This is a genomic window from Acidovorax radicis N35, assembly GCF_000204195.1.
GTDB lineage: Bacteria > Pseudomonadota > Gammaproteobacteria > Burkholderiales > Burkholderiaceae_C > Acidovorax > Acidovorax radicis.
The window spans coordinates 93,407-117,395 of record NZ_AFBG01000008.1 but is presented as its reverse complement, the minus strand read 5'-3'; the positions used below and the strand labels follow the sequence as shown (position 1 = coordinate 117,395).

At 65.4% G+C, this 23,989-nt stretch carries 21 protein-coding genes; 5 read left to right on the top strand and 16 right to left on the bottom strand.

The genetic code is table 11. The features are described 5' to 3' along the window. Positions 1-24: 24 nt before the first annotated feature. The 3 genes from ARADN35_RS0103445 to ARADN35_RS0103435 form a co-directional block, all read right to left on the bottom strand. The gene (locus ARADN35_RS0103445) at positions 25-486 is read right to left on the bottom strand and encodes a nuclear transport factor 2 family protein (protein ID WP_010458989.1); all 462 of its coding nucleotides are present in this window, start codon (positions 484-486) and stop codon (positions 25-27) included. A 147-nt stretch (positions 487-633) separates the two neighbouring features. Next, positions 634-1,545 carry a 5-dehydro-4-deoxyglucarate dehydratase gene (kdgD, locus tag ARADN35_RS0103440; RefSeq protein ID WP_010458987.1) on the bottom strand — a complete coding sequence of 304 codons (912 nt, stop codon included), beginning with the start codon at positions 1,543-1,545 and terminating at the stop codon, positions 634-636. 58 nt (positions 1,546-1,603) lie between these two features. Continuing rightward, positions 1,604-2,575 (bottom strand): Bug family tripartite tricarboxylate transporter substrate binding protein, encoded by a 972-nt coding sequence (locus ARADN35_RS0103435; RefSeq protein ID WP_010458985.1) that lies wholly within the window; start codon positions 2,573-2,575, stop codon positions 1,604-1,606. 370 nt (positions 2,576-2,945) lie between these two features. On the opposite strand from ARADN35_RS0103435, the gene ARADN35_RS0103430 reads away from it, so the two are divergent. The 3 genes from ARADN35_RS0103430 to ARADN35_RS27155 all read left to right on the top strand — a co-directional run bounded on the left by ARADN35_RS0103430 (position 2,946) and on the right by ARADN35_RS27155 (position 7,334). Then, positions 2,946-4,043: a lactonase family protein gene (locus tag ARADN35_RS0103430; RefSeq protein WP_010458983.1), complete on the top strand. Its 1,098-nt coding sequence runs from the start codon at positions 2,946-2,948 to the stop codon at positions 4,041-4,043. Between the two features lie 81 nt (positions 4,044-4,124). Beyond that, positions 4,125-5,117 carry a Bug family tripartite tricarboxylate transporter substrate binding protein gene (locus ARADN35_RS0103425; protein ID WP_010458981.1) on the top strand — a complete coding sequence of 331 codons (993 nt, stop codon included), beginning with the start codon at positions 4,125-4,127 and terminating at the stop codon, positions 5,115-5,117. A 279-nt stretch (positions 5,118-5,396) separates the two neighbouring features. Further along, a complete protein-coding gene (locus ARADN35_RS27155; protein ID WP_010458979.1) occupies positions 5,397-7,334 on the top strand; it encodes a cadherin-like beta sandwich domain-containing protein in 1,938 nt (645 codons plus the stop codon). A gap of 112 nt (positions 7,335-7,446) precedes the next feature. Here the strand turns inward: ARADN35_RS27155 and ARADN35_RS0103415 are convergent, their stop codons facing one another. After that, complete coding sequence (locus tag ARADN35_RS0103415; RefSeq protein ID WP_010458977.1) at positions 7,447-7,755, bottom strand: helix-turn-helix domain-containing protein; 309 nt, start codon at positions 7,753-7,755, stop codon at positions 7,447-7,449. A 212-nt stretch (positions 7,756-7,967) separates the two neighbouring features. On the opposite strand from ARADN35_RS0103415, the gene ARADN35_RS0103410 reads away from it, so the two are divergent. Next, complete coding sequence (locus ARADN35_RS0103410) at positions 7,968-9,953, top strand: tetratricopeptide repeat protein (RefSeq protein ID WP_010458975.1); 1,986 nt, start codon at positions 7,968-7,970, stop codon at positions 9,951-9,953. Between the two features lie 28 nt (positions 9,954-9,981). Here the strand turns inward: ARADN35_RS0103410 and ARADN35_RS0103405 are convergent, their stop codons facing one another. The 3 genes from ARADN35_RS0103405 to ARADN35_RS0103395 form a co-directional block, all read right to left on the bottom strand. Beyond that, positions 9,982-10,308 carry an EthD family reductase gene (locus tag ARADN35_RS0103405; RefSeq protein ID WP_010458973.1) on the bottom strand — a complete coding sequence of 109 codons (327 nt, stop codon included), beginning with the start codon at positions 10,306-10,308 and terminating at the stop codon, positions 9,982-9,984. 114 nt (positions 10,309-10,422) lie between these two features. Continuing rightward, positions 10,423-12,267, bottom strand: a complete 1,845-nt coding sequence (locus ARADN35_RS0103400; protein WP_010458972.1) for an ABC transporter ATP-binding protein — start codon at positions 12,265-12,267, stop codon at positions 10,423-10,425. Positions 12,268-12,407: 140 nt separating this feature from the next. Then, complete coding sequence (locus ARADN35_RS0103395; protein WP_010458970.1) at positions 12,408-13,286, bottom strand: LysR family transcriptional regulator; 879 nt, start codon at positions 13,284-13,286, stop codon at positions 12,408-12,410. A gap of 152 nt (positions 13,287-13,438) precedes the next feature. Between ARADN35_RS0103395 and ARADN35_RS0103390 the strand changes: the two genes are divergently transcribed. Continuing rightward, entirely contained in the window at positions 13,439-14,443 is a 1,005-nt protein-coding gene (locus ARADN35_RS0103390; RefSeq protein ID WP_010458968.1) for a zinc-dependent alcohol dehydrogenase family protein, read from the top strand. A 59-nt stretch (positions 14,444-14,502) separates the two neighbouring features. Here the strand turns inward: ARADN35_RS0103390 and ARADN35_RS0103385 are convergent, their stop codons facing one another. From ARADN35_RS0103385 to ARADN35_RS0103345, 9 genes are all read right to left on the bottom strand, one after another. After that, on the bottom strand, positions 14,503-14,970 hold the full coding sequence (locus ARADN35_RS0103385) for a CopD family protein (protein WP_010458966.1): 468 nt from the start codon (positions 14,968-14,970) through the stop codon (positions 14,503-14,505). Between the two features lie 52 nt (positions 14,971-15,022). Beyond that, on the bottom strand, positions 15,023-15,367 hold the full coding sequence (locus ARADN35_RS0103380; RefSeq protein WP_139019161.1) for a hypothetical protein: 345 nt from the start codon (positions 15,365-15,367) through the stop codon (positions 15,023-15,025). Then, complete coding sequence (locus ARADN35_RS0103375; protein ID WP_010458961.1) at positions 15,364-16,755, bottom strand: sensor domain-containing protein; 1,392 nt, start codon at positions 16,753-16,755, stop codon at positions 15,364-15,366. The genes ARADN35_RS0103380 and ARADN35_RS0103375 overlap by 4 nt, the downstream gene beginning before the upstream one ends. 166 nt (positions 16,756-16,921) lie before the next feature. Beyond that, on the bottom strand, positions 16,922-17,785 hold the full coding sequence (locus ARADN35_RS0103370; RefSeq protein ID WP_010458959.1) for an isocitrate lyase/PEP mutase family protein: 864 nt from the start codon (positions 17,783-17,785) through the stop codon (positions 16,922-16,924). A 66-nt stretch (positions 17,786-17,851) separates the two neighbouring features. Continuing rightward, positions 17,852-19,036, bottom strand: a complete 1,185-nt coding sequence (gene prpF, locus ARADN35_RS0103365; protein WP_010458957.1) for a 2-methylaconitate cis-trans isomerase PrpF — start codon at positions 19,034-19,036, stop codon at positions 17,852-17,854. Positions 19,037-19,087: 51 nt separating this feature from the next. Further along, positions 19,088-19,645 (bottom strand): hypothetical protein, encoded by a 558-nt coding sequence (locus tag ARADN35_RS27150; RefSeq protein ID WP_010458955.1) that lies wholly within the window; start codon positions 19,643-19,645, stop codon positions 19,088-19,090. Further along, positions 19,617-22,286: a Fe/S-dependent 2-methylisocitrate dehydratase AcnD gene (acnD, locus tag ARADN35_RS25775; RefSeq protein ID WP_010458953.1), complete on the bottom strand. Its 2,670-nt coding sequence runs from the start codon at positions 22,284-22,286 to the stop codon at positions 19,617-19,619. Before acnD ends, ARADN35_RS27150 begins: the two co-directional genes overlap by 29 nt. Before the next feature lie 33 nt (positions 22,287-22,319). After that, positions 22,320-23,477: a bifunctional 2-methylcitrate synthase/citrate synthase gene (gene prpC / locus ARADN35_RS0103350; protein ID WP_010458951.1), complete on the bottom strand. Its 1,158-nt coding sequence runs from the start codon at positions 23,475-23,477 to the stop codon at positions 22,320-22,322. Continuing rightward, on the bottom strand, positions 23,474-23,869 hold the full coding sequence (locus ARADN35_RS0103345; RefSeq protein WP_010458949.1) for an acyl-CoA thioesterase: 396 nt from the start codon (positions 23,867-23,869) through the stop codon (positions 23,474-23,476). The genes prpC and ARADN35_RS0103345 overlap by 4 nt, the downstream gene beginning before the upstream one ends. Positions 23,870-23,989: the final 120 nt, after the last annotated feature.

Below are 23,989 nucleotides of genomic sequence, written 5' to 3'. Positions count from 1 at the left end.
CACGCGGCGGCCCTGCGGGTTACATCATGCCGCCGTGCGCACGGCCTGGCGGGCCAGGAGCTTCCACTGCCCGCTTTGTTGCTGCCACACGCCCAAGATCTTGATCTGCACCTTGCCGGGCTTGCCCGAGTCGTTGGTGTCAGCCGTGAGGGTGTGGCGCACGATGGCGGTGTGGCCCACGACCTTGATAGTCTGGTCGGAGATGGCGATGGTCACGAAGTCGGACTTGCCTGCGACCAGGTCGCCGATGAAGCTGTCCTTGGTGTCCACACGGCCGCCGGAGTGCCCGTAGCTCAGGTCGTCTGCCACCAGGGGGGCCAGCGCGGCGGGTGTGGGGTCGATCATGGCCAGGCGCAGGCGTTCGGCAGCAGCGGCCACGGCCTGCTCGGACCCGGCAGATGCGGTGGTCGTCGCGTGGGTGGCGCAGCCGCTCAGCGTGACAAGGGCCAGGGCGCCGGCTGCGGCGAGGATGAGAGTCTTGAGCATGTGGTGTGTCTCCGTAATGGTGTTGTATTGGCGTGCCGTGCGGGCACCACGCGCCCGTGCACGGCCAGGCGCGTGGTGTGAGGTGTATGGAAATCGCTGGAAAAAAGGGCCTGGAAAACCAGGCCCTTGACTCACTTTTCGGGGTGCTTACTGCGGGCCGAGCTTGTCGATCAGTGCCTTGAGCTCTTCCATCTCGCTGGGCTTCAAGTCCGTGAGCGGAGCCCGCACCGGGCCGCCGTCATGGCCCACGATCCTGGCGCCCGCCTTGATGATGCTCACACCGTAGCCTTCCACCCGGTTGCGAATCGCCAGGTAAGGCATGAAGAACTCCTTGAGCAACTTGTGCTGCGTGGCGATGTCGTCGCTGGCCACGGCCTTGTAGAACTCCATCGCCGTCTTGGGGATGAAATTGAACACCGCCGACGAGTACACCGGCGTGCCCAGCGCCTTGTAGGCCGCTGCATACACCTCGGCCGTGGGCAGGCCGCCCAGGTACGAGAAACGATCGCCCATCTTCATGAAGATGGAAGACATGGTCTCGATATTGCCCACGCCATCCTTGAAGCCCACCAGGTTCGGGCAGCGATCGGCCAGGATGGCCAGGGAATCGGCCGTGAGCTTGGTGCGGTCACGGTTGTAGACGATCACACCAAACTTCACGCTCTTGCAGACCGCAGCCACATGCTCGATCAAACCTTCCTGGCCGGCTTCGGTCAGGTAGTGGGGCAAGAGCAGGATGCCGTGGGCGCCCAGGCGCTCGGCCTCCTGGGCATGGGCGATGGCCGTGCGGGTGGGGCCACCGGCACCGGCAATGATCGGCACCTTGCCGCGGCAGGTATCCACGGCGGTCTTGATCACCTGGCCGTACTCGGGGCCGGACAGCGAGAAATACTCGCCCGTGCCGCCAGCGGCGAACAGGGCGCTGGCGCCGTAGGGGGCCAGCCACTCCAGGCGCTCGATGTAGGTCTTGGGGCGGAATTCACCCTGCTCGTCGAAGTCCGTGATGGGGAAGGACAGCAGGCCGGAGCCCATGATGGATTTGAGTTCTTGCGGGTTCATGGTGATGGTGGGTCTGGTGAGAAAAACCTTGAAAGCCTTGGAGCTTCGAAGTGGGAAATCAGTCGAGCTTGATGTTGGCGGCCTTCACCACGGTGGCCCAGCGTGCGCGTTCCTTGGTGAAGAACTGGTCTTGCTCGGCGGGGGTCATGGTCACCACTTCAGCACCCTGGCCGGCCAGGCGCGAGCGGATCTCGGGAGCGCGGATGGCCGTGATGAGGGCTTTATTGAGCTTTTGCACGATGGCATCCGGGGTGCCGCGTGGCACCAGAATGCCTTGCCATGTGCCCGATTCGAAACCAGCCACGCCTTGTTCGGCGAGGGTGGGCACATCGCCAATCAGCGGCATGCGCGTGGCTTTGGAAACGCCCAGCACCTTGAGCTTGCCGTTCTGCACCTGGGGCAGGGTGGCGAGCATGCCGTTCATCAGGATCTGGGTTTGGCCAGCCACGGTGTCTTGAATGGCGGTAACGCCTCCCTTGTAGGGGATGTATTGCCACTTTGCACCGCTGGCGCGCTCCAGCGCCACGCCCGCTACGTGCGGCGCGCTGCCGGTGGCCGTCACGGCAAAGTTCAGGTCGTTCTTTTTCGAATACGCCACCAACTCCTTGAAGTTGTTGACGGGCACCGAAGGGTGCACCACCAACAGGTGGGGGGAGTACGCCAGCATGGTCACGCCACGCAGGTCCTTGGAAGGGTCGAACGACAGCTTGGTGTAAACCGAGGGGCTGATGGCCAGCGCACCCACGTCGCACAGCAGCAGGGTGTAGCCATCGGGTTCGGCCTTGGTCACAAAGTCGGCACCCAGGTTGCCATTGGCGCCGGGCTTGTTCTCGACGATCACCGTCTGCTTGAGCGATTCGGACAGCACTTGGCTGATGGAGCGCGCAATGATGTCCGAGCTGCCGCCTGGAGGGTAGGGCACCACGATGCGCAGGGTCTTGGCAGGCCATTCGGCGGTCTGTGCGGTGGCAGAGGCCGCAGCAAGGGTGGCGATACACGCCAGAAAGGCGGCTCTACGGCGCAGGGTCATGGAATGTCTCCGTGAATTAAGTTGTTAGTCATCGTACAACTAAGATTGCAAAATGGCAATAGGAATGGTGGGGATTGGGATATTTTTAGGTGAAAAATCAGGGTTTCTACCAGCATTTTTACGCGAATTTCCCTATGGCATCGCCGGCAAAGTCCCGCGAGCGGCAGTCTGCAAAATTGGGGTAATCCCTGCATGAAGAGTTGGAAGTTATAGCGACAATGCAACTCTTGTTGTACGACAACATATAACGTATGGCAAAACCCAAGACACTCCGCCGACCACACCGAGTCCCGGTCAGTAGCTGGCGGATGAACACCCACATGGCAAGCGGTGGCTGCGATCACCGTGCCGATCACTTCAGGAGATGGCAATGACCGCTGTACTTCGCATCCGCACCCGGGCGGCGCAACTGGCACTGGCTGCCGCTACCTGCCTGGCCACGCCCGGCGCCTGGGCGGTCACCTGGGTCTATGTCTCCAACGCAGACAGCCAGGATGTGTCGGTGTTCGAGCTGGACCGAAGCGCCGCCGCGCTCAAGCCGGTGGACACCACGGCGCTGGGTGGCATGGCGATGCCCATGGCTGTGAGCCCGGACAAGAAGGTGCTGTACGTGGCGCTGCGCTCGCAACCGTTTCGGGTGGTGAGCCTGGCGATCGACCCCGCCAGTGGCAAGCTGCGCAAGCTGGGCGAGGCCCCGCTGGCCGACAGCATGGCCAATATCGATACCGATGCCACGGGGCGCTGGCTGTTTGCGGCGTCCTACCCGGGCCACAAGATCACGGTCAACAGCATTGGCAAGGATGGGGCGGTGGGCGCTGTGCAGCAGCTCATCACCACGGCGCCCAACGCGCACGCCATCCATGCCGATGCCGCCAACCGCCACGTGTTTGCCACCAGCCTGGGCGGCGACAACCTCTCGGCCTGGCGCTTCGATGCCGAGACCGGCAAGCTCACCGCCAACGAGCCGGCAGTCACCACGGTGACCCCTGAAAAAGCGGGCCCACGCCACTTCGTGTGGGACAAGGGGCAGCGCTTTGTCTATTTGCTGAATGAATTGGACGCCTCCGTCCATGTGATGGCCTACGACGCCACGCGCGGCACGCTGCGCGCGGTGCAGCGCACCACAGCGCTGCCGGCCGGCTTTACCGGCAAGCCCTGGGCGGCCGACATTCACCTGTCGCCCGATGGCCGCACGCTGTATGCGTCGGAACGTACCTCGAGCACGCTCAGCAGCTTCCGCATCGACGCGGCCACGGGCCAGCTGCAACCGCTGGGCCAGGTGCCCACCGAAAAAACCCCGCGCGGCTTTGCGGTGGATTCGTCGGGCCGGTTCCTGATCGCGGCGGGGCAAGAGTCCCACCAGGTTTCGCTGCATCCCATCGATCCCACCACCGGCATCCCGGGCACCCCAACGCGTGTGCCTGCGGGCAAGAACCCCAACTGGGTCGAGATCGTTGACCTGCCTTGAGACGGCCTGAACCGTAGAAACGCCAGAGCGGTTCCTCCATTCGGTCCATCCATCCACCATCCATAAACCAGGAGACTTTTCATGCAACGCAGAACCCTCATTCACACAGCGGCCCTTGCCGCGGCCGTGGGCTTCATCGGCCTGCCCGCCGCCGCCCAGGGCACCTGGCCCACGGGCAAGCCGATCAGCTACGTGGTGCCGTTTGCCGCTGGTGGCACCACCGACACGCTCGGCCGCCTGATCGGCCAGCAGTTGGGCACCGCCCTGGGGACCACCGTGGTGGTCGAGAACAAGGGTGGCGCGGCCGGTAGCATTGGTTCGGAAGCCGCAGCGCGCGCCGCACCTGACGGCTTCACGCTGCTGGGTGGCACCGTCAGCTCCCACGCCATCAACATCAGCCTGTACCCGAAGCTGGGCTATGACCCCATCAAGTCATTCAGCCCCGTCACGCTGATCGGTACCAACCCCGTGGTGCTGGTCGTGGCCGCCAACAGCCCACACAAGACGCTCAAGGACGTGCTGGCCGCCGCCAAAGCCAAGGAGGGCGGCCTGTCGTCGGCCTCCGCCGGCACCGGCAGCTCGCAGCACCTGGCTGTGGAACTGCTGGCCTACAAGTCGGGCGTGAAGTTCACGCACATCCCGTACAAGGGCAGCGGCCCCGCCATCCAGGACGTGATCAGCGGCCAGGTGGACATGATGTTCGACACCACGGTAGTCGCTGCACCGCACATCCAGAGCGGCAAGCTGCGCGCCATTGCCGTCACCTCGCCCAAACGCCTGGCCTCCATGCCCGATGTGCCCACCGTGGCCGAATCGGGCGTGAATGGCCTGGCCGACTTCCAGGTGCAGTCGTGGCAGGCGATTTTTGTGCCCGTCGGCACCCCCACACCCGTTGTCACGCGCTTGCACGACGAGATCCGCAAGATCCTCGCCCAGCCCGACATGCAAAACCGCCTGAAGGGGTTTGGCATGGAGCCGGCCGACCTGAACGTGACGCAGATTGCCGCCTTCCAGAAGGCTGAAGTCGAAAAGTGGGCGCAGGTCATCAAGGCGGCGAATATCAAGGTGGATTGAGCGAGCAATCCGTCGACCTGCCCTTGCTGGGCAGGGTGCGGGATGGCCTTAGCGGGCCATCCCTTTTTTTTGCCCGTCGTTGCAACAGGCTTGCAACGGGTGCGGACGAAAAGCAGGGGCATGGCTGGGAAGGGTGCAACGGACCGGGCGCCGCCGCAGTGAGACAACGCTGGGCGGCGTCTCCCATTTGTCTCCCCAATTGGCAGGCAGAAACGCGGGTGGCGCATCTGCCATTTGCATGGTTTGACTCCCTATCCCCAATCTTCTGAAGGCCCCTGTATGACACACGCAACCCATCCTCTTCTCACCCGGCGTCGCAATGCACTGGGCACCGTGGGCGCGCTCACGGCGCTGACCTTGAGCGCGTGCGGAGGTGGCGGCAGCAGCAGTTCCAGCACGTCGAGCAATGCGGCGCTCTCCGGGCTGAGCGTGTCAGAAGAAGGGTTGAGCCCGGCGTTTGATGCGGCCACCACCAGTTACGACCTGGCGGTGGCCAACACCGTTGCGTCGCTGAAGCTGGTGCCAACCACTGCGGGCGCCGATGCCAGCGTCCAGGTCAACGGCACCACGGTGGCCAGCGGCAGCAGCACGGCGACGGTGGCCCTCGCCGAGGGAGCGAACACGCTGTCGGTCGTCGTCACTGCGGCCGATGGCAGCACCGCGCGCACTTACACGGTGCGGGTCACGCGGGCGCCGGCCAGTGCGTCCCCAGATGCGTCGCTGCGCGCACTCACGCTGTCGTCGGGCGAGCTGTCGCCCACGTTTGCGGCGGGCACCACGGCCTACACGGTGGCGGTGGCCAATGCCGTCTCGATGGTCACGCTCACGCCCACGGCCACCAGCAGCGCCGCAAGCATCCGTATCAATGGCGTGGCCGTGATCAGCGGCAGCGCGTCGGCAGCCATCTCGCTGGCCGTAGGCACCACCACGCTCACCGTGCGCGTCACCGCCCAGGACAAGGTCACCACGCGCAGCTACACCATCGTTGTCACGCGGGCCGCCACCACGGTGTCCAGCGATGCCTCGCTCAAAGCACTCGTGCTGTCGGCTGGGGCGCTCACGCCGGCCTTCGCTTCCGCCACCAGCAGCTACACCGCCACGGTCGCCAACAGCGTCGCTTCGGTCACCGTGACGCCCACGGCCACCAGCGCGGCGGCCACGGTCTCGGTGAATGGCGTGGCGGTGGCCAACGGCAGCAACTCCGGCGCCATCGCGCTGGCGGTGGGCAGCAACACGGTCAAGATCGTCGTGACCGCGCAGGACGGCGGCACCAGCAGCACCACCACCGTGGTGGTGACACGCGCGGCAGCCTCGGTGTCCACGGACGCGAGCCTGTCTGCGCTGGTCCTGTCGTCCGGCAGCCTGTCACCATCCTTTGCGGCGGCCACAACGTCTTATACGGCGGCCATCTCCAACACCGTGGCTTCGTTGACCCTTACGCCGACCACTGCAAGCAGTGGCGCCAAGGTCACGGTCAACGGCAGCACGGTGGCCAGCGGATCGGCGTCATCCGCCATCACCCTGGCGGTGGGGAGCAACACACTGAGCATCGTGGTGACGGCTGCAGATGGCGTCACGGCGCGCACCTACACGGTGGTGGCCACGCGCGCCGCCACGGGCACCTGCACACTCACGGCCACCGAGACCCAGGGGCCCTATCCACTGCTGGCAATCCTGTCGAACTCGGCCATGGTGCGCAGCAACATCACCGAGGGCAAAACCGGCGTACCGCTGACGGTCACGCTGACGGTGCAGGATGTGAGCAATGGCTGTACACCTGTGTCCGGTGCAGCGGTCTACATCTGGCACTGCGACAAGGATGGCCTCTACTCGGGTTACAGCACCGGCACCAATGCGGGCCAGGCGGGGCTGACGTATCTGCGCGGTATCCAGGTGACCAACAGCAGTGGCCAGGTCACCTTCACCACCATCTACCCCGGCTGGTACGCAGGCCGCATCACGCACATCCACGCCCAGGTCTATCTGAACGACAACCTGAGCGTCACCGCCACGGCCACCACCCAACTGGCCTTCCCCCAGGACGCGACGACGGCGGTCTACAACAGCACGCTGTACAGCGCCAAGGGCCAGAACAGTTCGGTGGCGAGCTTCGCCGCCGACAACGTGTTCAGCGACGGCACCAGCACGGAGATGGTGGCCATCAGTGGGAGTGTGGCGAGCGGCTACGCGGCGAATCTCACCGTCAACATCGCCTGAGTACGCGAAGGAAGCTCCGGGCTATTGAGGCCGACCCAGTGAACCCGGAGCCCCAGTCTCCCGCTAGGGTTCTGGGTCGCGCAGGGCGCCTTCTGCATGCGCCCGGCTGGGTTCAGGCGCCCACGGGGGCGTGCGCACCACCGTTCGCTCCGGATCTTTCGGTCAGGCAAAACGCAGGATGCTGGCCCGTGAGCAGCAGAAACATCGCAAACACCGGCCCTTGCATGTTGCGCTCGTCGCTGGTGCTCTCCAGCGCCTGCCAGGTGCGCGACTGCACACCGCCTCGGCTGCCCGTCTGCAGCGGGTAACCCATCAGCTCCGCCGCCTGCGCCTGGCTGAGCCCTGCGGCAATGCGCGCTGCCTTGAGCTGGTCGCCCGTGGGGGTGGGCATGTCGAGCGGAATGGGTGTGGTAGTGGACATGGGTAGGTGGTTTGAAAGTTGTTTGCTATTAAATTTATAGCTATAAACGCAATGTGAACAAGCGGTAGGGCCTATTTTCACCAAAAATTAGCAGACCGCCGCCACGTTGCAGGGCACGCTGCATCAACACCTGGCTGCCGTGGCAAGGATAAAGGGCCCCCTAAAATCCGCGAACCACACCAAGTAGTAACGCCGCGCCGGGAGGGGATGGAATGAGTTACACGCTGCAGCTCTGGGAAAAACCTGCCGATTGGCCCTGGCCCACTACCAAGGCGGAGGCCGAAGCACAGTTCGAGCGCGCGGCTGATGGCCCCAGGGGCCCGCTGAACCCCAAGTTCGTGGCGTGGGCCCGGGTGGTGGAAGATCGGTTCCCCGAGGCCTGGGACATCTGGCTGGGCGGCCCAGAAGACACCGAGCCCACGTTTGGCTTTGGTCTGAACACCCGCATGTCGGACTGGGGCCCGCCGTTTGACCATGCCTGCGAGCAGGCCCATAGGCTGGGCCTGAACCTGTATGACCCCCAGAACGGCCTGCACTACCTGGCCAACGGCGATGTGCCCGAAGAGCCGGATCTGCAGGTGCGGCATGCGGTCAGCGCCCGCAAGGCGGGTGACGACGCCACGGCCTGGGCCGAGTACCGGCGCTGGGCGGCGCTCGGTAACAAACACGCCCTCTACGCCATGGGCCGCGCGTTGCGCTTTGGCACGATGGGCCAGCGTCGGCACTTCGACCTGGCAGCCGTGCTGCAGACAATGGGTGCGCACGATGCCCAGACCCAACTGGATGCCAAGGGCTTTTACGAACGCTTTCCGGCGGAGGCGAAAGCGCGTGTGCAGACGCTGTCCGCGCGCCTGAACTCTGCGTCGGGTGAGCAGCTGCTCAAGATCGTGGACGATGAGCGCAAGGCCGTGGACGATGCCTTTGTGCATGCCGAGCAAATGGCGCTCTTCACGCGCAAACGCATCGAAGCCGCCGACACCGTGATGGCAGTGGCTGCGCAGGGCCATGAGGTGGCGGCGTTTCAGCATGCGCTGGAGACGGTGATCGGCTGGGAACAGCCCAATTACGAGAGCGCCCGCTACTGGTGCCACCGGGCCGCCGACTGGGACTACGAACCCGCCAAGCGCTTGCTGGCGTTGATGCACGAGCGTGGCTGGGGCGGCCCCGTGGACAAGGAAGAGGCCGCCAAATGGAATGCTGCGGCGCAAGCGCAGCGGCAGCAGGCGCAAAAGATGCAGCAACGCCAGGAAGAGTCCGACTCACCGGGCGGCCTCAGCCTGGCACCCATGGCCCCTGCACCTTCGTCCTCGTCTTCCTCTGCACCCGTCGTGTGGACCGGCTCGGTCACGCGCGACCTGGTGGGCTGGTTCGCGCGCGAAGGCGACCCCCATGCGGCGTTCAGCCTGGGCACATCAGACCAACATGGCCGCGACGGGGGACCCGTGAACCTGGCCCAGGCCCGCGCGTGGTATGCCCAGGCGGCCGAGGCGGGCCATGCCGACGCGACCTACAACCTGGCCCTCTTCGTCGAGGAGGGTAGGGGTGGACCCAAGGACGCCCTGGTGGGCAAGGCGCTTTTCATGCTGGCCCATGTGCGCGGCAGCACCCTGAGGGTCGAAAACTTGCGAGTCTCTCCGGCCGAGCAGGGCCCCGTGCGTGCATTGGTCACGACCCTGCGCGCGCCAGGCCGTCTGCGTGCCGTGCTGCAGGAGCGGGGGCTGGCCCCCAGCGCAGAGGCGCGGTCGGTGTCCGCCCCTGCCGCGGCGGCCGGTGTGGTGGCGGCCGGACTGTCCGCATCGGAGTGGGGTAGGGCCGACACAGCCGCGCCAGCGCCCGCGCGTGTCCAGCCGTCCCAGGTTCCGGCGCCCAGCCGCTCACGCAGCGGGGTGGACGATGACGAGGAGGGGGAGCACAGCCGTGGTGCGCGGTCCGCCTTCTCCCTGCATCTGGGCCATGTGGCCCTGGCCATTGGCGTGGCCAACGCGGTGCTGCTGATTGCGTTCTTCAAGCCTGGCGCGAGCTTCCGCATGGGAATGCTCATCCTGGGGTGTGTGGCAGCCTATGGTGCGTGGCGCACGGCGCGGGATTTCGACTGGTCACCCGTCACACGCGCCGTGGTGGCACTTCTGGCCGGGGTACCCATGCTGGGCATGGCCGTGAGCCTGGGCCTGTTGTTCAAGGCCGTGCGCGAGCGCTGAATTGCAATTCAGGCGCTAGCCCGTGCGCTCAGGCAGTGACCTCATGTGCCAGCATCTGCGCAAAGTACGACTCGGGCTCGATGTTGGTGTAGTTGGGAATGTCGGCCATCAGCGCCGCCGCCGTCTGTTTGGCTGCGATTTGTGCCTGCTTCAGGTCGCTGAAAAAAGCATTGGTCAGCGCCACCACCTGGCCGGGGCGGGGCTCGCCGGGGTAGAGCACGCGGTCGCTCTCCAGCCGCACCAGGCCCAGTGGCTGCAGGGCCGAACGGGCGATGCGCATGTGTTCGCCGTGGTAGTAGTCATGGTTGAAGGTGGCGCCTTCGCGCCAGCGGTACAGGGCGGTGACTTTGATCATCGAAGCCTTTCCATCAGGTGTTGAAAACCGCCACCGTAGGGGCAACGCGTCGGCTGCACAGCCGCTTGCGCGACAGCCTGTCGCCCAGGCGGCTTGGTGCCGGTCCCTGTCAGGTCAATCCTCTTCCGATTCGCCCAGGAAGCCGCCGCTCTGGTGACCCCACAGCCGTGCGTACACGCCACCCTGCGCCAGCAGTTGCGCATGGGTGCCTTCTTCGACGATGCGGCCCGCGTCCATCACGATGAGGCGGTCCATGGCGGCAATCGTGGACAGGCGGTGGGCAATCGCGATCACGGTCTTGCCTTGCATGAGGCCGTCCAGGCTTTGCTGGATGGCGGCTTCCACCTCGGAGTCGAGCGCGCTGGTGGCCTCGTCCAGCAGCAGGATGGGCGCGTCCTTGAGCATCACGCGCGCAATGGCCACGCGCTGGCGCTGGCCCCCCGAGAGTTTCACGCCGCGCTCACCGACATGCGCCTCGTAGCCTGCGCGGCCCTGCAGATCCGTCAGCGTGGTGATGAAGTCCGCCGCTTCCGCGCGCTCGGCGGCCTGGTGCAGGTCGGCTTCGCTCGCGTCGGGGCGGCCGTACAGGATGTTGTCGCGCATGGAGCGGTGCAAGAGCGAGGTGTCTTGCGTGACCATGCCGATGTTGCGGCGCAGGCTGTCCTGCGTGACCTGGGCGATGTCCTGCCCATCGATAAGGATGCGGCCCGACTGCACGTCGTGAAAACGCAGCAGCAGGTTGACCAGGGTGGACTTGCCTGCGCCCGAGCGGCCGATGAGCCCGATCTTCTCGCCCGGACGAATGGTCAGGTTGAGCCGGTCGATGACCGGGCGGGCACCGGGGCCGCTGCCGTAGGCAAAGCTCATGTTGTCAAAACGCACCTCGCCCTGGGTCACGCTGAGAGGCGCCGCGCCGGGCGCATCGACCACGGTGTGGGGCTTGGTCAGCGTGTTGATGCCGTCCTGGATGGTGCCCACGCTCTCGAACAGGGTGGTCATCTCCCACATCACCCAGTGGGCGTGGCCCGACACGCGCAGCGTCATGGCGGTGACGGCGGCCACGGCCCCGGCGCCCACTTCGCCCGCCGACCACAACCACAGCGCGGTCCCGCAGGCGCCCAGAATCATCGCCACCACCAGGATGTGGTTCACGATCTCGAACCGGCTCACCAGCCGCATCTGCGCGTAGCCGGTGAGCTTGAACGCATCCATGGCGGCACGGGCAAATTCAGATTCGCGCCGGGTGTGCGAGAACAGCTTGACGGTGGCTATGTTGGTGTAGGCGTCGGTGATGCGCCCGGTCATCACCGAGCGCGCATCGGCCTGCGCCTTGCCCACCTTGCCCAGGCGCGGCACAAAGTACCAGCAGGCCAGGCCGTAGGCGACGATCCATACCGCAAACGGCACGATCAACCGCGCATCGAACCCCGCGAGCAGCACCAGGATGGTGGCGATGTAAATGCCCATGCCAATCACCACGTCGGTCGTCGTGAAGATCATGTCGCGCACGGCCAGCGCGGTCTGCATGACCTTGGTGGTGATGCGGCCTGCAAACTCGTCGGCATAAAAGGCCATGCTCTGGCCCAGCATCAACCGGTGAAAGTTCCAGCGCAGGCGCAGCGGGAAGTTGATGGCCAGCACCTGGTGCTTGATGCTGGTCTGCACCGCCACCAGTGCCACCGAAGCCAGCAGCAGCGCGGCGATGCCGATCAGCGCACCTTTGCGCTCGGCCCACAGTGCGCCCGGGGCCGTGTTGGATATCCAGTCCACCACGTAGCCCAGCACGGCAAACAGCAACGCTTCGTAGAAGGCGATGGCCGCAGACAGACCGGCCATGGCCACCACGTAGCCGCGCAGGCCACGCGTGCCATCCCACACAAAGGCCATGAAGTCCTTCGGGGGCAAATGGGGTTCGGCGGGGGGATAGGGGGGAAGGCGGCTTTCGAAATACTTGAACACGTAGCAAGGCTCCTCTGTGCCCGATGGTAGAGGCTCTGCGCGCTGGGGTGCTGTCAGCAGAGGGCTTGTCCGCGACTTCTGTAGGTGAACCGCGGGACCACCAGCAGCGAGCGCATTTTTATGCGCGCTGCAGCCGCGTGCTACGAAAACTGTTCCAGCAAAAAATCCACGAAGCTGCGCAGCTTGGGCGAGCGGTAACGGTCTGGCGGGTACACCACGCTCATGGGGCGGCTCGGGAGTTCATAGCTTGCAAACAGCTGCACCAGGCGGCCCGCGCGCACATCGGCTTCGAGCAGGATGGCCGGCTGCAGGACGATGCCCAGGCCGTGCAGCGCCGCCACCCGCAGCGCCTGCCCGTTGTTGACCTGCAGCCGCCCCGACACGGGCACGCGGCACACACCATCGTCGCCTGTGAGGCTCCATTGCATCAGGGCGGAAGGGCTGAACGACAGGCATTCGTGGCCGGTGAGGTCGCCCGGCCTTTGGGGGGTGCCAAGCCGCGCGAGGTAGGCGGGAGATGCGCAGACCATCAGCCGGTAAGGCGCCAGGGGCCTGGCGATCAGTGCGGAGTCCGGCAGGTGGCCGATGCGGATCGCGGCTTCAAAGCCTTCTTCCAGCAGGTCCACGACGCGGTCATTCAGCGCGATGTCCACGCTGACGTCGGGGTAGCGGTCAAGGTAGGTGGACAGGGCGGGCATCAGCGCCTCGGCACCAAAGGTGACCGGTGCGCTGATGCGCAGCTTGCCTGCCGGGGCCAACTGCTGGTTCTGCGCCAGGGCATCGGTCTCGGCCACCAGGCGCAGGATTTCCTTGCAGCGCGCGTAGTAATCCTCGCCAAAGGCCGTGAGGTGCTGGCGCCGGGTGGTGCGGTGCAGCAGCTGCGTGCCCAGCCGCTTCTCCAGCGTGCGCAGGTGGTTGCCCGCCATGGTGGCCGAGATGCCGGTGGCCACGGCGGCGGCACTGAGGCTGCCTTGTTCCACGGTCAGCACATAGACCTTCATGCTGTCCAGCATGTCCATTTGCAACTCCTGATTTTAAATGATTGCAGTGAATCGAAGTTTATCTGTCAATGATGGTGAATCACACTGGCGCGGCAGGTGTTGCCCCGGCGGGGCGGCACCCCATCCGTTTTCGTTTTTTTTCTTTCCCACATCACAAGGACCTGCCTCCCATGAAAGCCGTTGAACTCACCGCGCCTTCGCTCACCGCGTTCCGAACCACTCAGCTCCCAGACCCCGAGCCCGCCAGGGGCGAGGTGGTGGTGCGGCTGCGGGCTGCCTCTCTCAACTACCTGGATGTGGCCATCGCTACGGGGGGGTTCCCGGTGGCGGGCTTTCCGATGGTGCCGGTGGCCGACGGCGCGGGCGAGGTGGCTGCCCTGGGCGAGGGGGTGGAGGGCGTCGCTGTGGGCGACCGGGTGATTCCGCATTTCATGCCGGGTTGGCTGGCTGGCGCCATCACCCCTGGCCATGTGGCGGCGTTGCGGGGCGTGACCCTGCCGGGTTCGCTGGCCGAATACGTGGCCGTGCCGGCTGCCAGCCTGGTGGCCTTGCCGCCGCACCTGGATTTTGTGCACGGTGCGGCGCTGCCGATTGCGGCCACCACCGCCTGGAATGCGGTGCGGTCGGCATCGGTGCGTCCAGGGTCCGTCGTGGTGCTGCTGGGCACAGGCGGCGTTAGCATTTTTGCGCTGCAGTTTGCCAAGGCGAGCGGTGCCACGGTGATTCTGGCTTCATCGTCCGACGACAAGCTGGAGCGTGCGCGCCAGCTTGGCGCGGACCACCTGATCAACTACCGCGCCACCCCCGCTTGGGACGAGGAGGTGCTGCGGCTCACCAAGGGGCGCGGTACCGACCTGGTGGTGGAAACCGTGGGCGCCGCTACCCTGGCACGCTCGCTGCAGGCGGCTGCGTTCGGCGGCACGGTGTTCACGGTGGGCTTCGTCACGGGATCGGTGGCTTCCATCGACATGCTGCCGGTCATCGTGAAAGCCTTGCGCATCGTGGGCAACAACACGGGGTCGGTGGCCGACCTTGCGCAAGCCACGCAGGCCATTGCGGCGCACCGCATCGTGCCCGCCATCGACCGCGTGTTCGGCATCGATGAAACGCAGGCCGCGTATGCCGAACTCAGCGCGGGCGGGCGGCATTTTGGCAAGTTGGCCATCGTGCATTGACGCGGCACAGGCAGGGGGCTACAACGCCCTGCCGTCGGCCGATTCGGCGTGGCGCCGCGCTACAGCAGCACGGTGACGACCACAATCACCACGCCCAGCGCCAGGTTCACACCCACCCAGCTGCGGATGCTGCCCAGGGCCTCGCCCCCGGCGGGCCAGTCCGACGCAGCCACCGCCCGCTGCAGGCGCTTGAACAGTGCAAACCGGATGTGGCCGAAGATGGCCATCATGGCCAGACCCAGCGTGGCCATGATGGTCCAGTCCAGCGGCATGGCAAAGCTGCCCCCTGCCTGCACGGCCTGTTTGGCCACGCGGCCGATCATCCACAGCCCGCTGCCCAGTACCACCACCACCGCCACACTCACCGCAGCCAGAAAACGCTGCAACACATCGTGCATGAGCCGCACACGCAGCGGTGGCTCCAGCGACTGCGCAGCAGGGCGCAGGAAGAAATGGGCAAACACCATGCCGCCGATCCACACGATGACGGACAGGACATGGGCGAGCTGGAGTGCGTTGTAGAACATGGTGCTGGAGAACGAGGAGGACATGGATGGAATGGGATGGAGCACTGAGGGGTCAGGAAAGGCGCTTGCCAGGGTAGTTTTTTGCGGGAGCGAACAGGGTGCGCGCCCTGCGCAGGCCAACGGGCAGGAACACAGCCAGCACGATCAACCCCCAGATGGTCCCATAACACCAGCTGGCCGGGCCATGGCGGCCCATGCTCTCCAGGCCCGTCGTGGTTTCCAGCCAGGACCAGAAAGGGTGCAGCAGCACCGTCACCATGAACGCCAACGGCAAGGCCAGCGCCATGACGCCCAGGCTGGTGGCCAGCATGCGCAGCCCGTGCCCGCGTGGTGTGGTGCTTTGCGGGGGCGTTTGTGGGGGGGAGGTGTGATTGGCTGGGGCTGCGGGTTGCGTCATGGTGGCAGTCCGCCCTGGGGCGAAGCCACCCGCACCTGGTTGCCACCGTTTTTCTTGGACAGGTACATCGCCTCGTCCGCATGCCCCAGCAGGTGGTGTTCCTCGCCCCCATGCTCAGGGTAGATGGACACGCCGATGCTGGGCTGGATGGTCAGGTGGATGCCTTCCAGGTCAAAGGGCTGGCCAAAGGCCGCCAGGATCTTCTCGGCGGCGGCCGCAGCGTGCTCACGGGCATGGCCGCTTTCGAGCAGCACCACAAATTCGTCGCCGCCCAGGCGGGCGACGGTGTCGGAGCCACGCACGCATTCCAGCAGCCGCTGGGCCACACGCTGCAGCAGCAGGTCGCCCATGGCATGGCCCAGCGTGTCGTTGACTTGCTTGAATCTGTCCAGGTCGAGGAAGAGCAGTGACAACAGGCTTTGATCGCGCCGCGCGCGGGCCAGCGCCGTCTTGAGGCGGTCCAGAAACAGCTGGCGGTTGGGCAGGTGCGTGAGCTGGTCGTACTGCGCCATGTGCTCCAGGCGCTCGTGCATCTGCTTGCGCTCGATGGCGGCTGCGACCTGGGTGGAGACAAACTGCAGCAGTTCCTTGTCTTTTTCGGTGTAGCGGCCCTGCTCGTTGTAGCTTTGGAGCACCAGCGCACCAATGGCACCTTTCTGCGTTTGCAACGGCACGCCCAGCCAGTACAGCGGCGCGCGTTCGTGTGGCAGCTGCTGATGGAGCAGCGCCTCCAGGGTTCCGGTGTTGTCGGAGGGCGGTGGGTTGTCGGGGGTCAGCAGCAGGGTGCGGCCGCTGCGGATCACCTCGGCACACAGCGCATCCTGCACCAGGGTCGTCGGCGTGGGGGCGGGCCCCGGTTCGTTGACGTGGTACGGAAAACTCAACGAATCACTGCAGGCGTCGTAGAGCGCGACCGCGAAGTCGGTGGCAGGCAAAAGCCGTCCGATGATCTGGTGGATGTGCTGGAACAGTGCCTGAAGATTCTGGGTGGTGTGGGCAGCCTCGGAAATCGCATAGATCACCGCCTGCATGGACTCGGTGAACTTGCGCTCGGTGATGTCGTGCGCCACGGCCAGCCGCAGCTGCTTGTCGGGCAGCCAGCGCGCTGTCCAGCGAATGTGGGCGATGGAGCCGTCCTTGCGCACATAGCGGTTTTCAAACTGCAGCTGCAGGTGGCCTTCCATCACGCGCTGTGCCTGGCGCTGGGTGATCGCCAGATCTTCGGGGTGCACCATGTCGAGCATGCGCTTGCCGATGACTTCCTGGGGGGCGTAGCCAAAGATGCGCTCGAACGCCGGGCTCACAAACTCAATGGTGCTGTCCACATGGACGACGCAGACCGCGTCGAGCAGCAGGTCCACCACGTTCTGGGAAGGAATGCTTTGCATGGGGGGTAGCGCGCACAAGGTGCTGGGAAGACCCATTGTGCCGTGTGCTCCGTTCTTGTGCGGCACGGATGCAGGCCGCAATCCAAGGGCTATCCCGGAGAGATATGCTGATTGCTATGTAATTGATAGCTATTGGCGCTTGCAGTTAATGCGCTAGTGGCACTTTTTATCTGTATTTTTCTTCCAGCCCGTCCCAGGCGCTCTTGCGCACCAGCCGCTGGCGCTCCGCGAACGGCGCCACCAGGGCCGGGTCCTCATCGATGCGTTGGGTGTCGCGCAGCACGGTCAGTGCCTTTTGCATGCCGGCCACCGCGCCCTGCAGCGCCGCGTTGGCGTACAGCACCAGGCCATAGCCCAGCCCCGCCAGTTCTTCGGCACTGGTGATGGGCGTCTTGCCGCCGATCACCATATTCATCAGTTGCGGCGCCGCCAGCCGCTTGGGCAGGGCGCGGATCTCTTGCAGCGAGGTGACGGCCTCGACAAACAGGATGTCGGCGCCCGCTTCCTGAAAGCGCTGGGCGCGCTCCACGGCGGCCTCGAAACCCTGCGTGGCGCAGGCATCCGTGCGCGCCAGGATGAGAGTGTCCGGGTCGCGGCGCGCATCCACGGCGGCCTTGATCTTGCCCAGCATCTCGTTGGTGCTGATCACTTCCTTGCCATTGAAGTGCCCGCAGCGCTTGGGGCTGACCTGGTCTTCGAGCTGGATGCAGTCGGCCCCGGCGCGCTCCAGCGTGCGCACGGCGTGGTAGGTATTGAGGGCGTTGCCAAAGCCGGTGTCGGCATCCACGATGAGCGGCAGCTCCACGGCGTCGCGGATGCGGGCTGTGTGGTCAGCAATGTCGGTCAGGCCCATGAAGGCCTGGTCTGGCAGGCCGAACCACATGTTGGTGACACCTGCGCCGGTGATGTAGAGGGCTTCAAACCCCAGGTCGGCCACCACGCGGGCCGAGAGGGCGTTGAAGGCGCCGGGCACGATGACGCCCCGGCGGGCGTGGGCCAGGGCTTTGAGTTGTTGTCTGGTGGTTTGCATGGCGTTTCCTTGTGGTTTGATGCACTGAGCGGGTGTGGCTCGTGTTGCTGAAACTGGCGCAGCCGCTCAGGGGGATGGCACCCTGATCCAGCCTTCCATGAGGATGCGGGCGCTGCGGCTCATGAGGGCTTTGGTGACTTGCCAATCGCCGGCGTCGTTCTGCCGGGCCTCGGCACCCACGCGCAGGGTGCCCGAGGGGTGGCCGAATCGCACGCTGCTTCGCACGCCACCGCCCGCCGCCAGGTTGACCAGCGTGCCTGGTATGGCAGCGGCAGTGCCAATGGCCACGGCTGCCGTGCCCATCATCGCGTGGTGCAGCTTGCCCATGGAGAGCGCGCGCACCAGCAGGTCGATGTCTTGCGCCTCGATGCGTTTGCCGCTGGAGGCGGTGTAGCCAGCCGGGGGTGCCACAAAGGCGATCTTGGGGGTGTGCTGGCGGGTGGCGGCTTCGCCCAGGTTCTGGATCAGGCCCATGCGCAGGGCTCCGTGGGCGCGGATGGCTTCAAAGCGTGCAAGCGCCACCTGGTCCTCGTTGAGGTCGCCTTGCAGTTCGGTGCCTGCGCAGCCGATGTCCCGGGCATTCAGGAAGATGGTGGGGATGCCCGCATTGATCAGCGTGGCGGCAAAACTGCCTACGCCGGGAACCTCCAGCGTATCCACCACGTTGCCGGTCGGGAACATCGATCCGCCCGCGTCTCCTTCGTCGGCCGGGTCCAGGAACTCCAGCGCCACCTCGGCGGCTGCAAAGGTCACGCCGTCCAGCTCAAAGTCGCCCGTCTCCTGCACCTGCCCGTGGGTGATCGGCACGTGCGCCACGATGGTCTTGCCAATGTTGGCCTGCCAAATCCGCACGGTGAGGTTGCCATTCAGCGGAATGCGTGCGGCATCGATCAGCCCCATGTGGATGGCGCACGGCCCCACGGCGGCCGAGAGGTTGCCGCAATTGCCGCTCCAGTCCACGAAGGGCTTGTCGATGGACACCTGGCCGAAAAGGTAGTCCACGTCATGGCCTGGGCGTGTGCTGCGGCTCAGGATCACGGCCTTGCTGGTGCTCGACGAGGCATTGCCCATTCCGTCGATCTGCTTGCCATACGGGTCCGGGCTGCCCAGCACGCGCAGCAGCAAGGCGTCGCGGGCGGGGCCGGGTTGTTGGGCGGGGGCGGGCAGGTCCTGCAGTTGGAAGAACACGCCTTTGCTGGTGCCGCCACGCAGGTAGGTGGCCGGGACTCGAATTTGAGGAGATGGAAGCATTGGGGGCAAGAAGGAGCAGGCCGGTGCAGCCGGATGGTGGGTGACGGCGGTTCAAAACAGCCGCAGTTGTGTGTTGGAGGGATCTGGCGGTACGGGCTGCAATGGCCAGCGGCCAATGGTTTCGTAGCTGTAGCTTTTGCCGTTGCCGCCCACGACCAGCAGAAGTTCATCGAGGGTCCAGGCAATCGGGTCCATCCGGGTGGGGCCCAGGCGGGTTGGCGCCCAGTAGCTGATCGTGCTGTGTGGTGTGTGGCCCGTTTCTGTTGCCAGTCCTTCTTCGTACAACGCTTGTCGGACGGCAACAAGCAAAGCATCGAAGCAGTGCGGCCTTCCACGAGCCCTAAAGGACCAGTGGATTGTGTTTTTGCCCTGTTCTTTGTGCACCCCGTCGCGGATCCGGTTGAGCACCAATGTGCAGGCCTGCGCCCTCACGCATGCGCCCGCGCGCAGCATTTTCTGGCGCACCTCCGGGGTGTCCCCATAGCGGTCTGACAGGGTCTGGTGCCAGTTGTCCTGGGGGGACAGGGTGCTGCTGTCCAGCCCATTGCGTGCAACGGTCCTCCACATCGCTGCGGCCACTTCAGGCGGTGGCTTGGCCACGAAGATCAATCGGGGGCCTTTCATGGCCTGTGCCTCGCTCCGCATGGCTGACGGCCAGGAAGTCCTGCGCAAAGCGCTGCAGGACGCCACCGGCTTCGTAGATGGAAACCTCTTCGGCCGTATCCAGGCGGCAAGTCACAGGTACTTTGGCGCATCCCCCATTTTGACGGCGGATGACCAGCGTGAGGCAGGCGCCTGGCGCGCGGTGGCCTTCCACGTCGTAGGTCTCCGTCCCATCCAACCCCAGCGTGATCCGATTGACCCCCGCCTCAAACTCCAGCGGCAACACCCCCATGCCAATCAGGTTGGTGCGGTGGATGCGCTCGAAGCCCTCGGCCACCACCACCTCCACACCCGCCAGCCGGACGCCCTTGGCGGCCCAGTCGCGGCTGGACCCCTGGCCGTAGTCGGCACCGGCAATGATGATGAGCGGCTGGCGGCGGTTCAGATAGGTTTCCATGGCCTCCCACATGCGCATGACCCGGCCTTCGGGCTCCACGCGGGCGAGCGATCCCTTTTTCACTTTGCCATCCACCACGGCCATCTCGTTGACGAGCTGCGGGTTGGCAAACGTGGCGCGCATGGCGGTGAGGTGGTCACCCCGGTGCGTGGCGTAGGAGTTGAAGTCCTCCTCGGGCACGCCCATGTGGGCCAGGTATTCGCCCGCTGCGCTGTCCGGCAGGATGGCGTTCGATGGCGACAGGTGGTCGGTGGTGATGTTGTCGGGCAGGATGGCCAGCGGACGCATGCCTTTCAACGTGCGCGGGTGGGCGGCGAGTGCACCGATGCCCTCGGTGTCCCAGTAGGGCGGGCGGCGGATGTAGGTGGACTGCGGGCGCCACTCGTACTGCGGCGACACGCGCTGGCCATCGTCGTGTCGGATGGCGAACATGGGTTCGTACACGGCGCGGTATTGCGCGGGCTTCACGGCAGTTTTCACCACGGCGTCGATTTCTTCGTCACTGGGCCACAGGTCCTTGAGGCGAATCGCCTGGCCGTCCACCACCGCCAGCACGTCCTTTTCGATGTCAAAACGCACCGTGCCCGCAATCGCATAGGCCACGACCAGCGGGGGCGAGGCCAGGAAGGCCTGCTTGGCATAGGGGTGGATGCGCCCGTCGAAATTGCGGTTGCCCGAGAGCACGGCGGTGGCGTACAGGTCGCGGTCAATGATCTCCTGCTGAATGGCAGGGTCCAGCGCGCCACTCATGCCATTGCAGGTGGTGCAGGCAAAGGCCACGATGCCAAAGCCGAGCTTTTCCAGGTCGGCCAGCAAACCCGATTCCTTCAAATAGAGCTCCACCGCCTTGGAGCCGGGCGCCAGCGAGGTCTTGACCCAGGGCTTGCGCGTGAGGCCCAGCCGGTTGGCGTTGCGCGCCAGCAGCGCGGCGGCGATCACGTTGCGCGGGTTGGAGGTGTTAGTGCAGCTGGTGATGGCGGCAATGACCACGGCGCCATCGGGCATCGTGCCGTCCTGTGGTGCGGGCATGGCCCAGGGGCCTGCGATGCCTTGGGTCGCCAGGTCGGACGTGGCCACGCGCGCATGCGGGTTGGAGGGGCCGGCCAGGTTGCGCACCACGCTCGACAGGTCGAACACCAGGTTGCGCGCGTAGACCGCATCTTTGAGGGTGTCGGACCACAATCCCGCTGCCTTGGCATAGGTCGCGACCAGCTTCACTTGCTCCGCCTCGCGGCCCGTCAGCGTCAGATACTCCAACGTCTGTTCGTCGATGCTGAACAGGGCCGCCGTGGCGCCGTATTCGGGCGCCATGTTCGAGATGGTGGCGCGGTCGCCAATCGTGAGTTTGGCGGCGCCTTCGCCAAAAAACTCCAGGTAGGCGCCCACCACCTTGGCCTTGCGCAAAAACTCGGTGAGCGCCAGCACCACGTCGGTGGCGGTAATGCCGTCCTGGCGCTGGCCGGTCAGCTCCACGCCCACCATCTCGGGCAGCCGCATCATCGATGCACGCCCCAACATCACGTTCTCGGCCTCCAGGCCGCCCACGCCAATGGCGATCACGCCCAGGGCGTCCACATGCGGTGTGTGGCTGTCGGTGCCCACGCAGGTGTCGGGGTAGGCCACGCCCCGGTCGGCATGGACCACGGGCGACATTTTTTCCAGATTGATCTGGTGCATGATCCCGTTCCCCGCCGGGATCACATCCACATTGGCAAAGGCTTTTTTGGTCCACTCGATGAAGTGGAAGCGGTCTTCGTTGCGGCGGTCTTCGATGGCGCGGTTCTTGGTGAAAGCGTCGGGGTCGAACCCGCCACACTCCACGGCCAGCGAGTGGTCCACGATGAGCTGCACTGGCACCACAGGGTTCACCTGGGCCGGGTCGCCGCCCTCCTTGGCAATCGCATCGCGCAGGCCCGCCAGATCCACCAGCGCCGTCTGGCCCAGGATGTCGTGGCACACCACGCGTGCCGGGTACCAGGGGAAGTCGCGGTCGCTGCGCCGCTCGACGAGCTGGCGCAGGCAGTCGTTGATGGTGGCCGGATCGGCGCGGCGCACGATGTTTTCGGCGTGGACCCGGGCGGTGTAGGGCAGGGTGGCCCAGGCGCCCGGTTGCAGAGATTCGACAGCCTCGCGGGCATCAAAGTAGTCGAGCTGCGTGCCGGGCAGCTTCTTGCGATACAGAGTGTTCATGAGCGTGGGGCAGGGGGCTTCGGCCGTTTGGTTTTACTTGCGGTCCTGGATTGGTACGAACGCCAGGTCTTCGGGCCCGGTGTAGTTCGCACTCGGCCGGATGATCTTGTTGTCCTGCCGCTGCTCGATGATGTGCGCTGCCCAGCCGCTGGTGCGTGCGATGACGAACAGCGGCGTGAACATGGCGGTGGGCACACCCATCATGTGGTAGCTCACGGCGCTGAACCAGTCGAGGTTGGGGAACATCTTTTTCACCTCCCACATCACGGTCTCCAGCCGCTCGGCAATGTCATACATCTTGGTGCTGCCAGCCTCTTGCGACAAGTTGTGCGCCACGCCTTTGATGACCACATTGCGCGGGTCGCTCACGGTGTAGACCGGGTGGCCGAAGCCAATGACCACCTCCTTGGCCTCCACGCGGCGGCGGATGTCGGCCTCGGCTTCGTCCGGGCTGTCGTAGCGTTTCTGGATCTCGAAAGCCACCTCGTTCGCGCCGCCATGCTTGGGGCCCCGCAGCGCGCCGATGGCGCCGGTGATGGCCGAATACATGTCGCTGCCCGTGCCCGCCACCACGCGGGCGGTGAAGGTGCTGGCGTTGAACTCGTGTTCTGCATAGAGATTGAGCGAAGTGTGCATGGCACGCTCCCAGGCAGCGCCGGGTTTGGAGCCGTGCAGCAGGTGCAAGAAGTGCGCACCGATCGAGTCGTCATCCGTCTCCACCTCGATGCGACGGCCCGAACTGGCCCAGTGGTGCCAATAGAGCAGCATGGAGCCCAGTGATGCCATGAGCCGGTCGGCAATGTCGCGAGCACCCGGCAGGTTGTGGTCGTCCTTTTCAGGCAGCGCACAGCCCAGGGCCGAGACGCCCGTGCGCATCACGTCCATGGGGTGGCTGGCGGCGGGCAGTTGCTCCAGCGCCTGCTTCACACTCATCGGCAGGCCGCGCAGGGCCTTGAGCTTGGCCTTGTAGGCGCGCAGTTCGGCGCGCGTGGGCAGCTTGCCGTGTACCAGCAGGTGGGCGATTTCTTCGAATTCGCAGACCTCCGCAATGTCGAGGATGTCGTAGCCCCGGTAGTGCAGGTCGTTGCCCGTGCGGCCTACGGTGCACAGGGCGGTGTTGCCCGCCGCCACGCCCGAGAGCGCGACGGACTTCTTGGGCTTGAAGCCCGGGGTTTCAACGGTGGTAGTCATGCGGTCTCCTGGTTTACATATGTGTTGGTGATGGCAGCGGGGCGGCCTTTGCCATCCACCGCCACCATTTCAAAAATCCCCTTCAGCACTTCGTCCTGGGGCGAGCCCAGCGTGGCGGCCAGACCGGTCACGCACACGGTGAGCGAGCTGCGGCCGACGCGGGTGACCCAGGCGCGCAGCGTGAGCACATGGCCCACGGGCACCGGGGCCAGAAAGCACACATCGGTCACGCCCGCCATCACCACGTCGCGCGCTGCGGCACCGCGTGCGGCCAGAAACGCCGCCTTGGCCATGAGTTGCAGGGCGTTGCCGCCAAACAGCGTGCCGTAGTGGTTGGCCAGGGTGGGGAACACAATCTCCGTCAGCTCGACGGTGCCAGTGGGGGTTGTCATGCTTCGCAATTTACGCACAATGGCATCCCTCTGTAAGTCCTGAATTGGCGAATGATTGCGAATGCAAAACCGTCAATTTGCAAATATTGCGAATGATGGTGAAGGTGCTACCAAGCACCA

Bases quoted from the DNA above. Each gene is read 5' to 3' on its own strand.
- prpF (WP_010458957.1), bottom strand. From the start codon at position 19,036: ATGCTTCCATCTCCTCAAATTCGAGTCCCGGCCACCTACCTGCGTGGC.
- ARADN35_RS27155 (WP_010458979.1), top strand. From the start codon at position 5,397: ATGACACACGCAACCCATCCTCTTCTCACCCGGCGTCGCAATGCACTG.
- ARADN35_RS0103435 (WP_010458985.1), bottom strand. From the start codon at position 2,575: ATGACCCTGCGCCGTAGAGCCGCCTTTCTGGCGTGTATCGCCACCCTT.
- ARADN35_RS0103410 (WP_010458975.1), top strand. From the start codon at position 7,968: ATGAGTTACACGCTGCAGCTCTGGGAAAAACCTGCCGATTGGCCCTGG.
- ARADN35_RS0103425 (WP_010458981.1), top strand. From the start codon at position 4,125: ATGCAACGCAGAACCCTCATTCACACAGCGGCCCTTGCCGCGGCCGTG.
- ARADN35_RS0103415 (WP_010458977.1), bottom strand. From the start codon at position 7,755: ATGTCCACTACCACACCCATTCCGCTCGACATGCCCACCCCCACGGGC.
- acnD (WP_010458953.1), bottom strand. From the start codon at position 22,286: ATGAACACTCTGTATCGCAAGAAGCTGCCCGGCACGCAGCTCGACTAC.
- ARADN35_RS0103445 (WP_010458989.1), bottom strand. From the start codon at position 486: ATGCTCAAGACTCTCATCCTCGCCGCAGCCGGCGCCCTGGCCCTTGTC.
- kdgD (WP_010458987.1), bottom strand. From the start codon at position 1,545: ATGAACCCGCAAGAACTCAAATCCATCATGGGCTCCGGCCTGCTGTCC.
- ARADN35_RS0103370 (WP_010458959.1), bottom strand. From the start codon at position 17,785: ATGCAAACCACCAGACAACAACTCAAAGCCCTGGCCCACGCCCGCCGG.
- ARADN35_RS0103405 (WP_010458973.1), bottom strand. From the start codon at position 10,308: ATGATCAAAGTCACCGCCCTGTACCGCTGGCGCGAAGGCGCCACCTTC.
- ARADN35_RS0103390 (WP_010458968.1), top strand. From the start codon at position 13,439: ATGAAAGCCGTTGAACTCACCGCGCCTTCGCTCACCGCGTTCCGAACC.
- ARADN35_RS0103385 (WP_010458966.1), bottom strand. From the start codon at position 14,970: ATGTTCTACAACGCACTCCAGCTCGCCCATGTCCTGTCCGTCATCGTG.
- ARADN35_RS0103395 (WP_010458970.1), bottom strand. From the start codon at position 13,286: ATGGACATGCTGGACAGCATGAAGGTCTATGTGCTGACCGTGGAACAA.
- ARADN35_RS0103345 (WP_010458949.1), bottom strand. From the start codon at position 23,869: ATGACAACCCCCACTGGCACCGTCGAGCTGACGGAGATTGTGTTCCCC.
- prpC (WP_010458951.1), bottom strand. From the start codon at position 23,477: ATGACTACCACCGTTGAAACCCCGGGCTTCAAGCCCAAGAAGTCCGTC.
- ARADN35_RS0103430 (WP_010458983.1), top strand. From the start codon at position 2,946: ATGACCGCTGTACTTCGCATCCGCACCCGGGCGGCGCAACTGGCACTG.
- ARADN35_RS0103375 (WP_010458961.1), bottom strand. From the start codon at position 16,755: ATGCAAAGCATTCCTTCCCAGAACGTGGTGGACCTGCTGCTCGACGCG.
- ARADN35_RS0103380 (WP_139019161.1), bottom strand. From the start codon at position 15,367: ATGACGCAACCCGCAGCCCCAGCCAATCACACCTCCCCCCCACAAACG.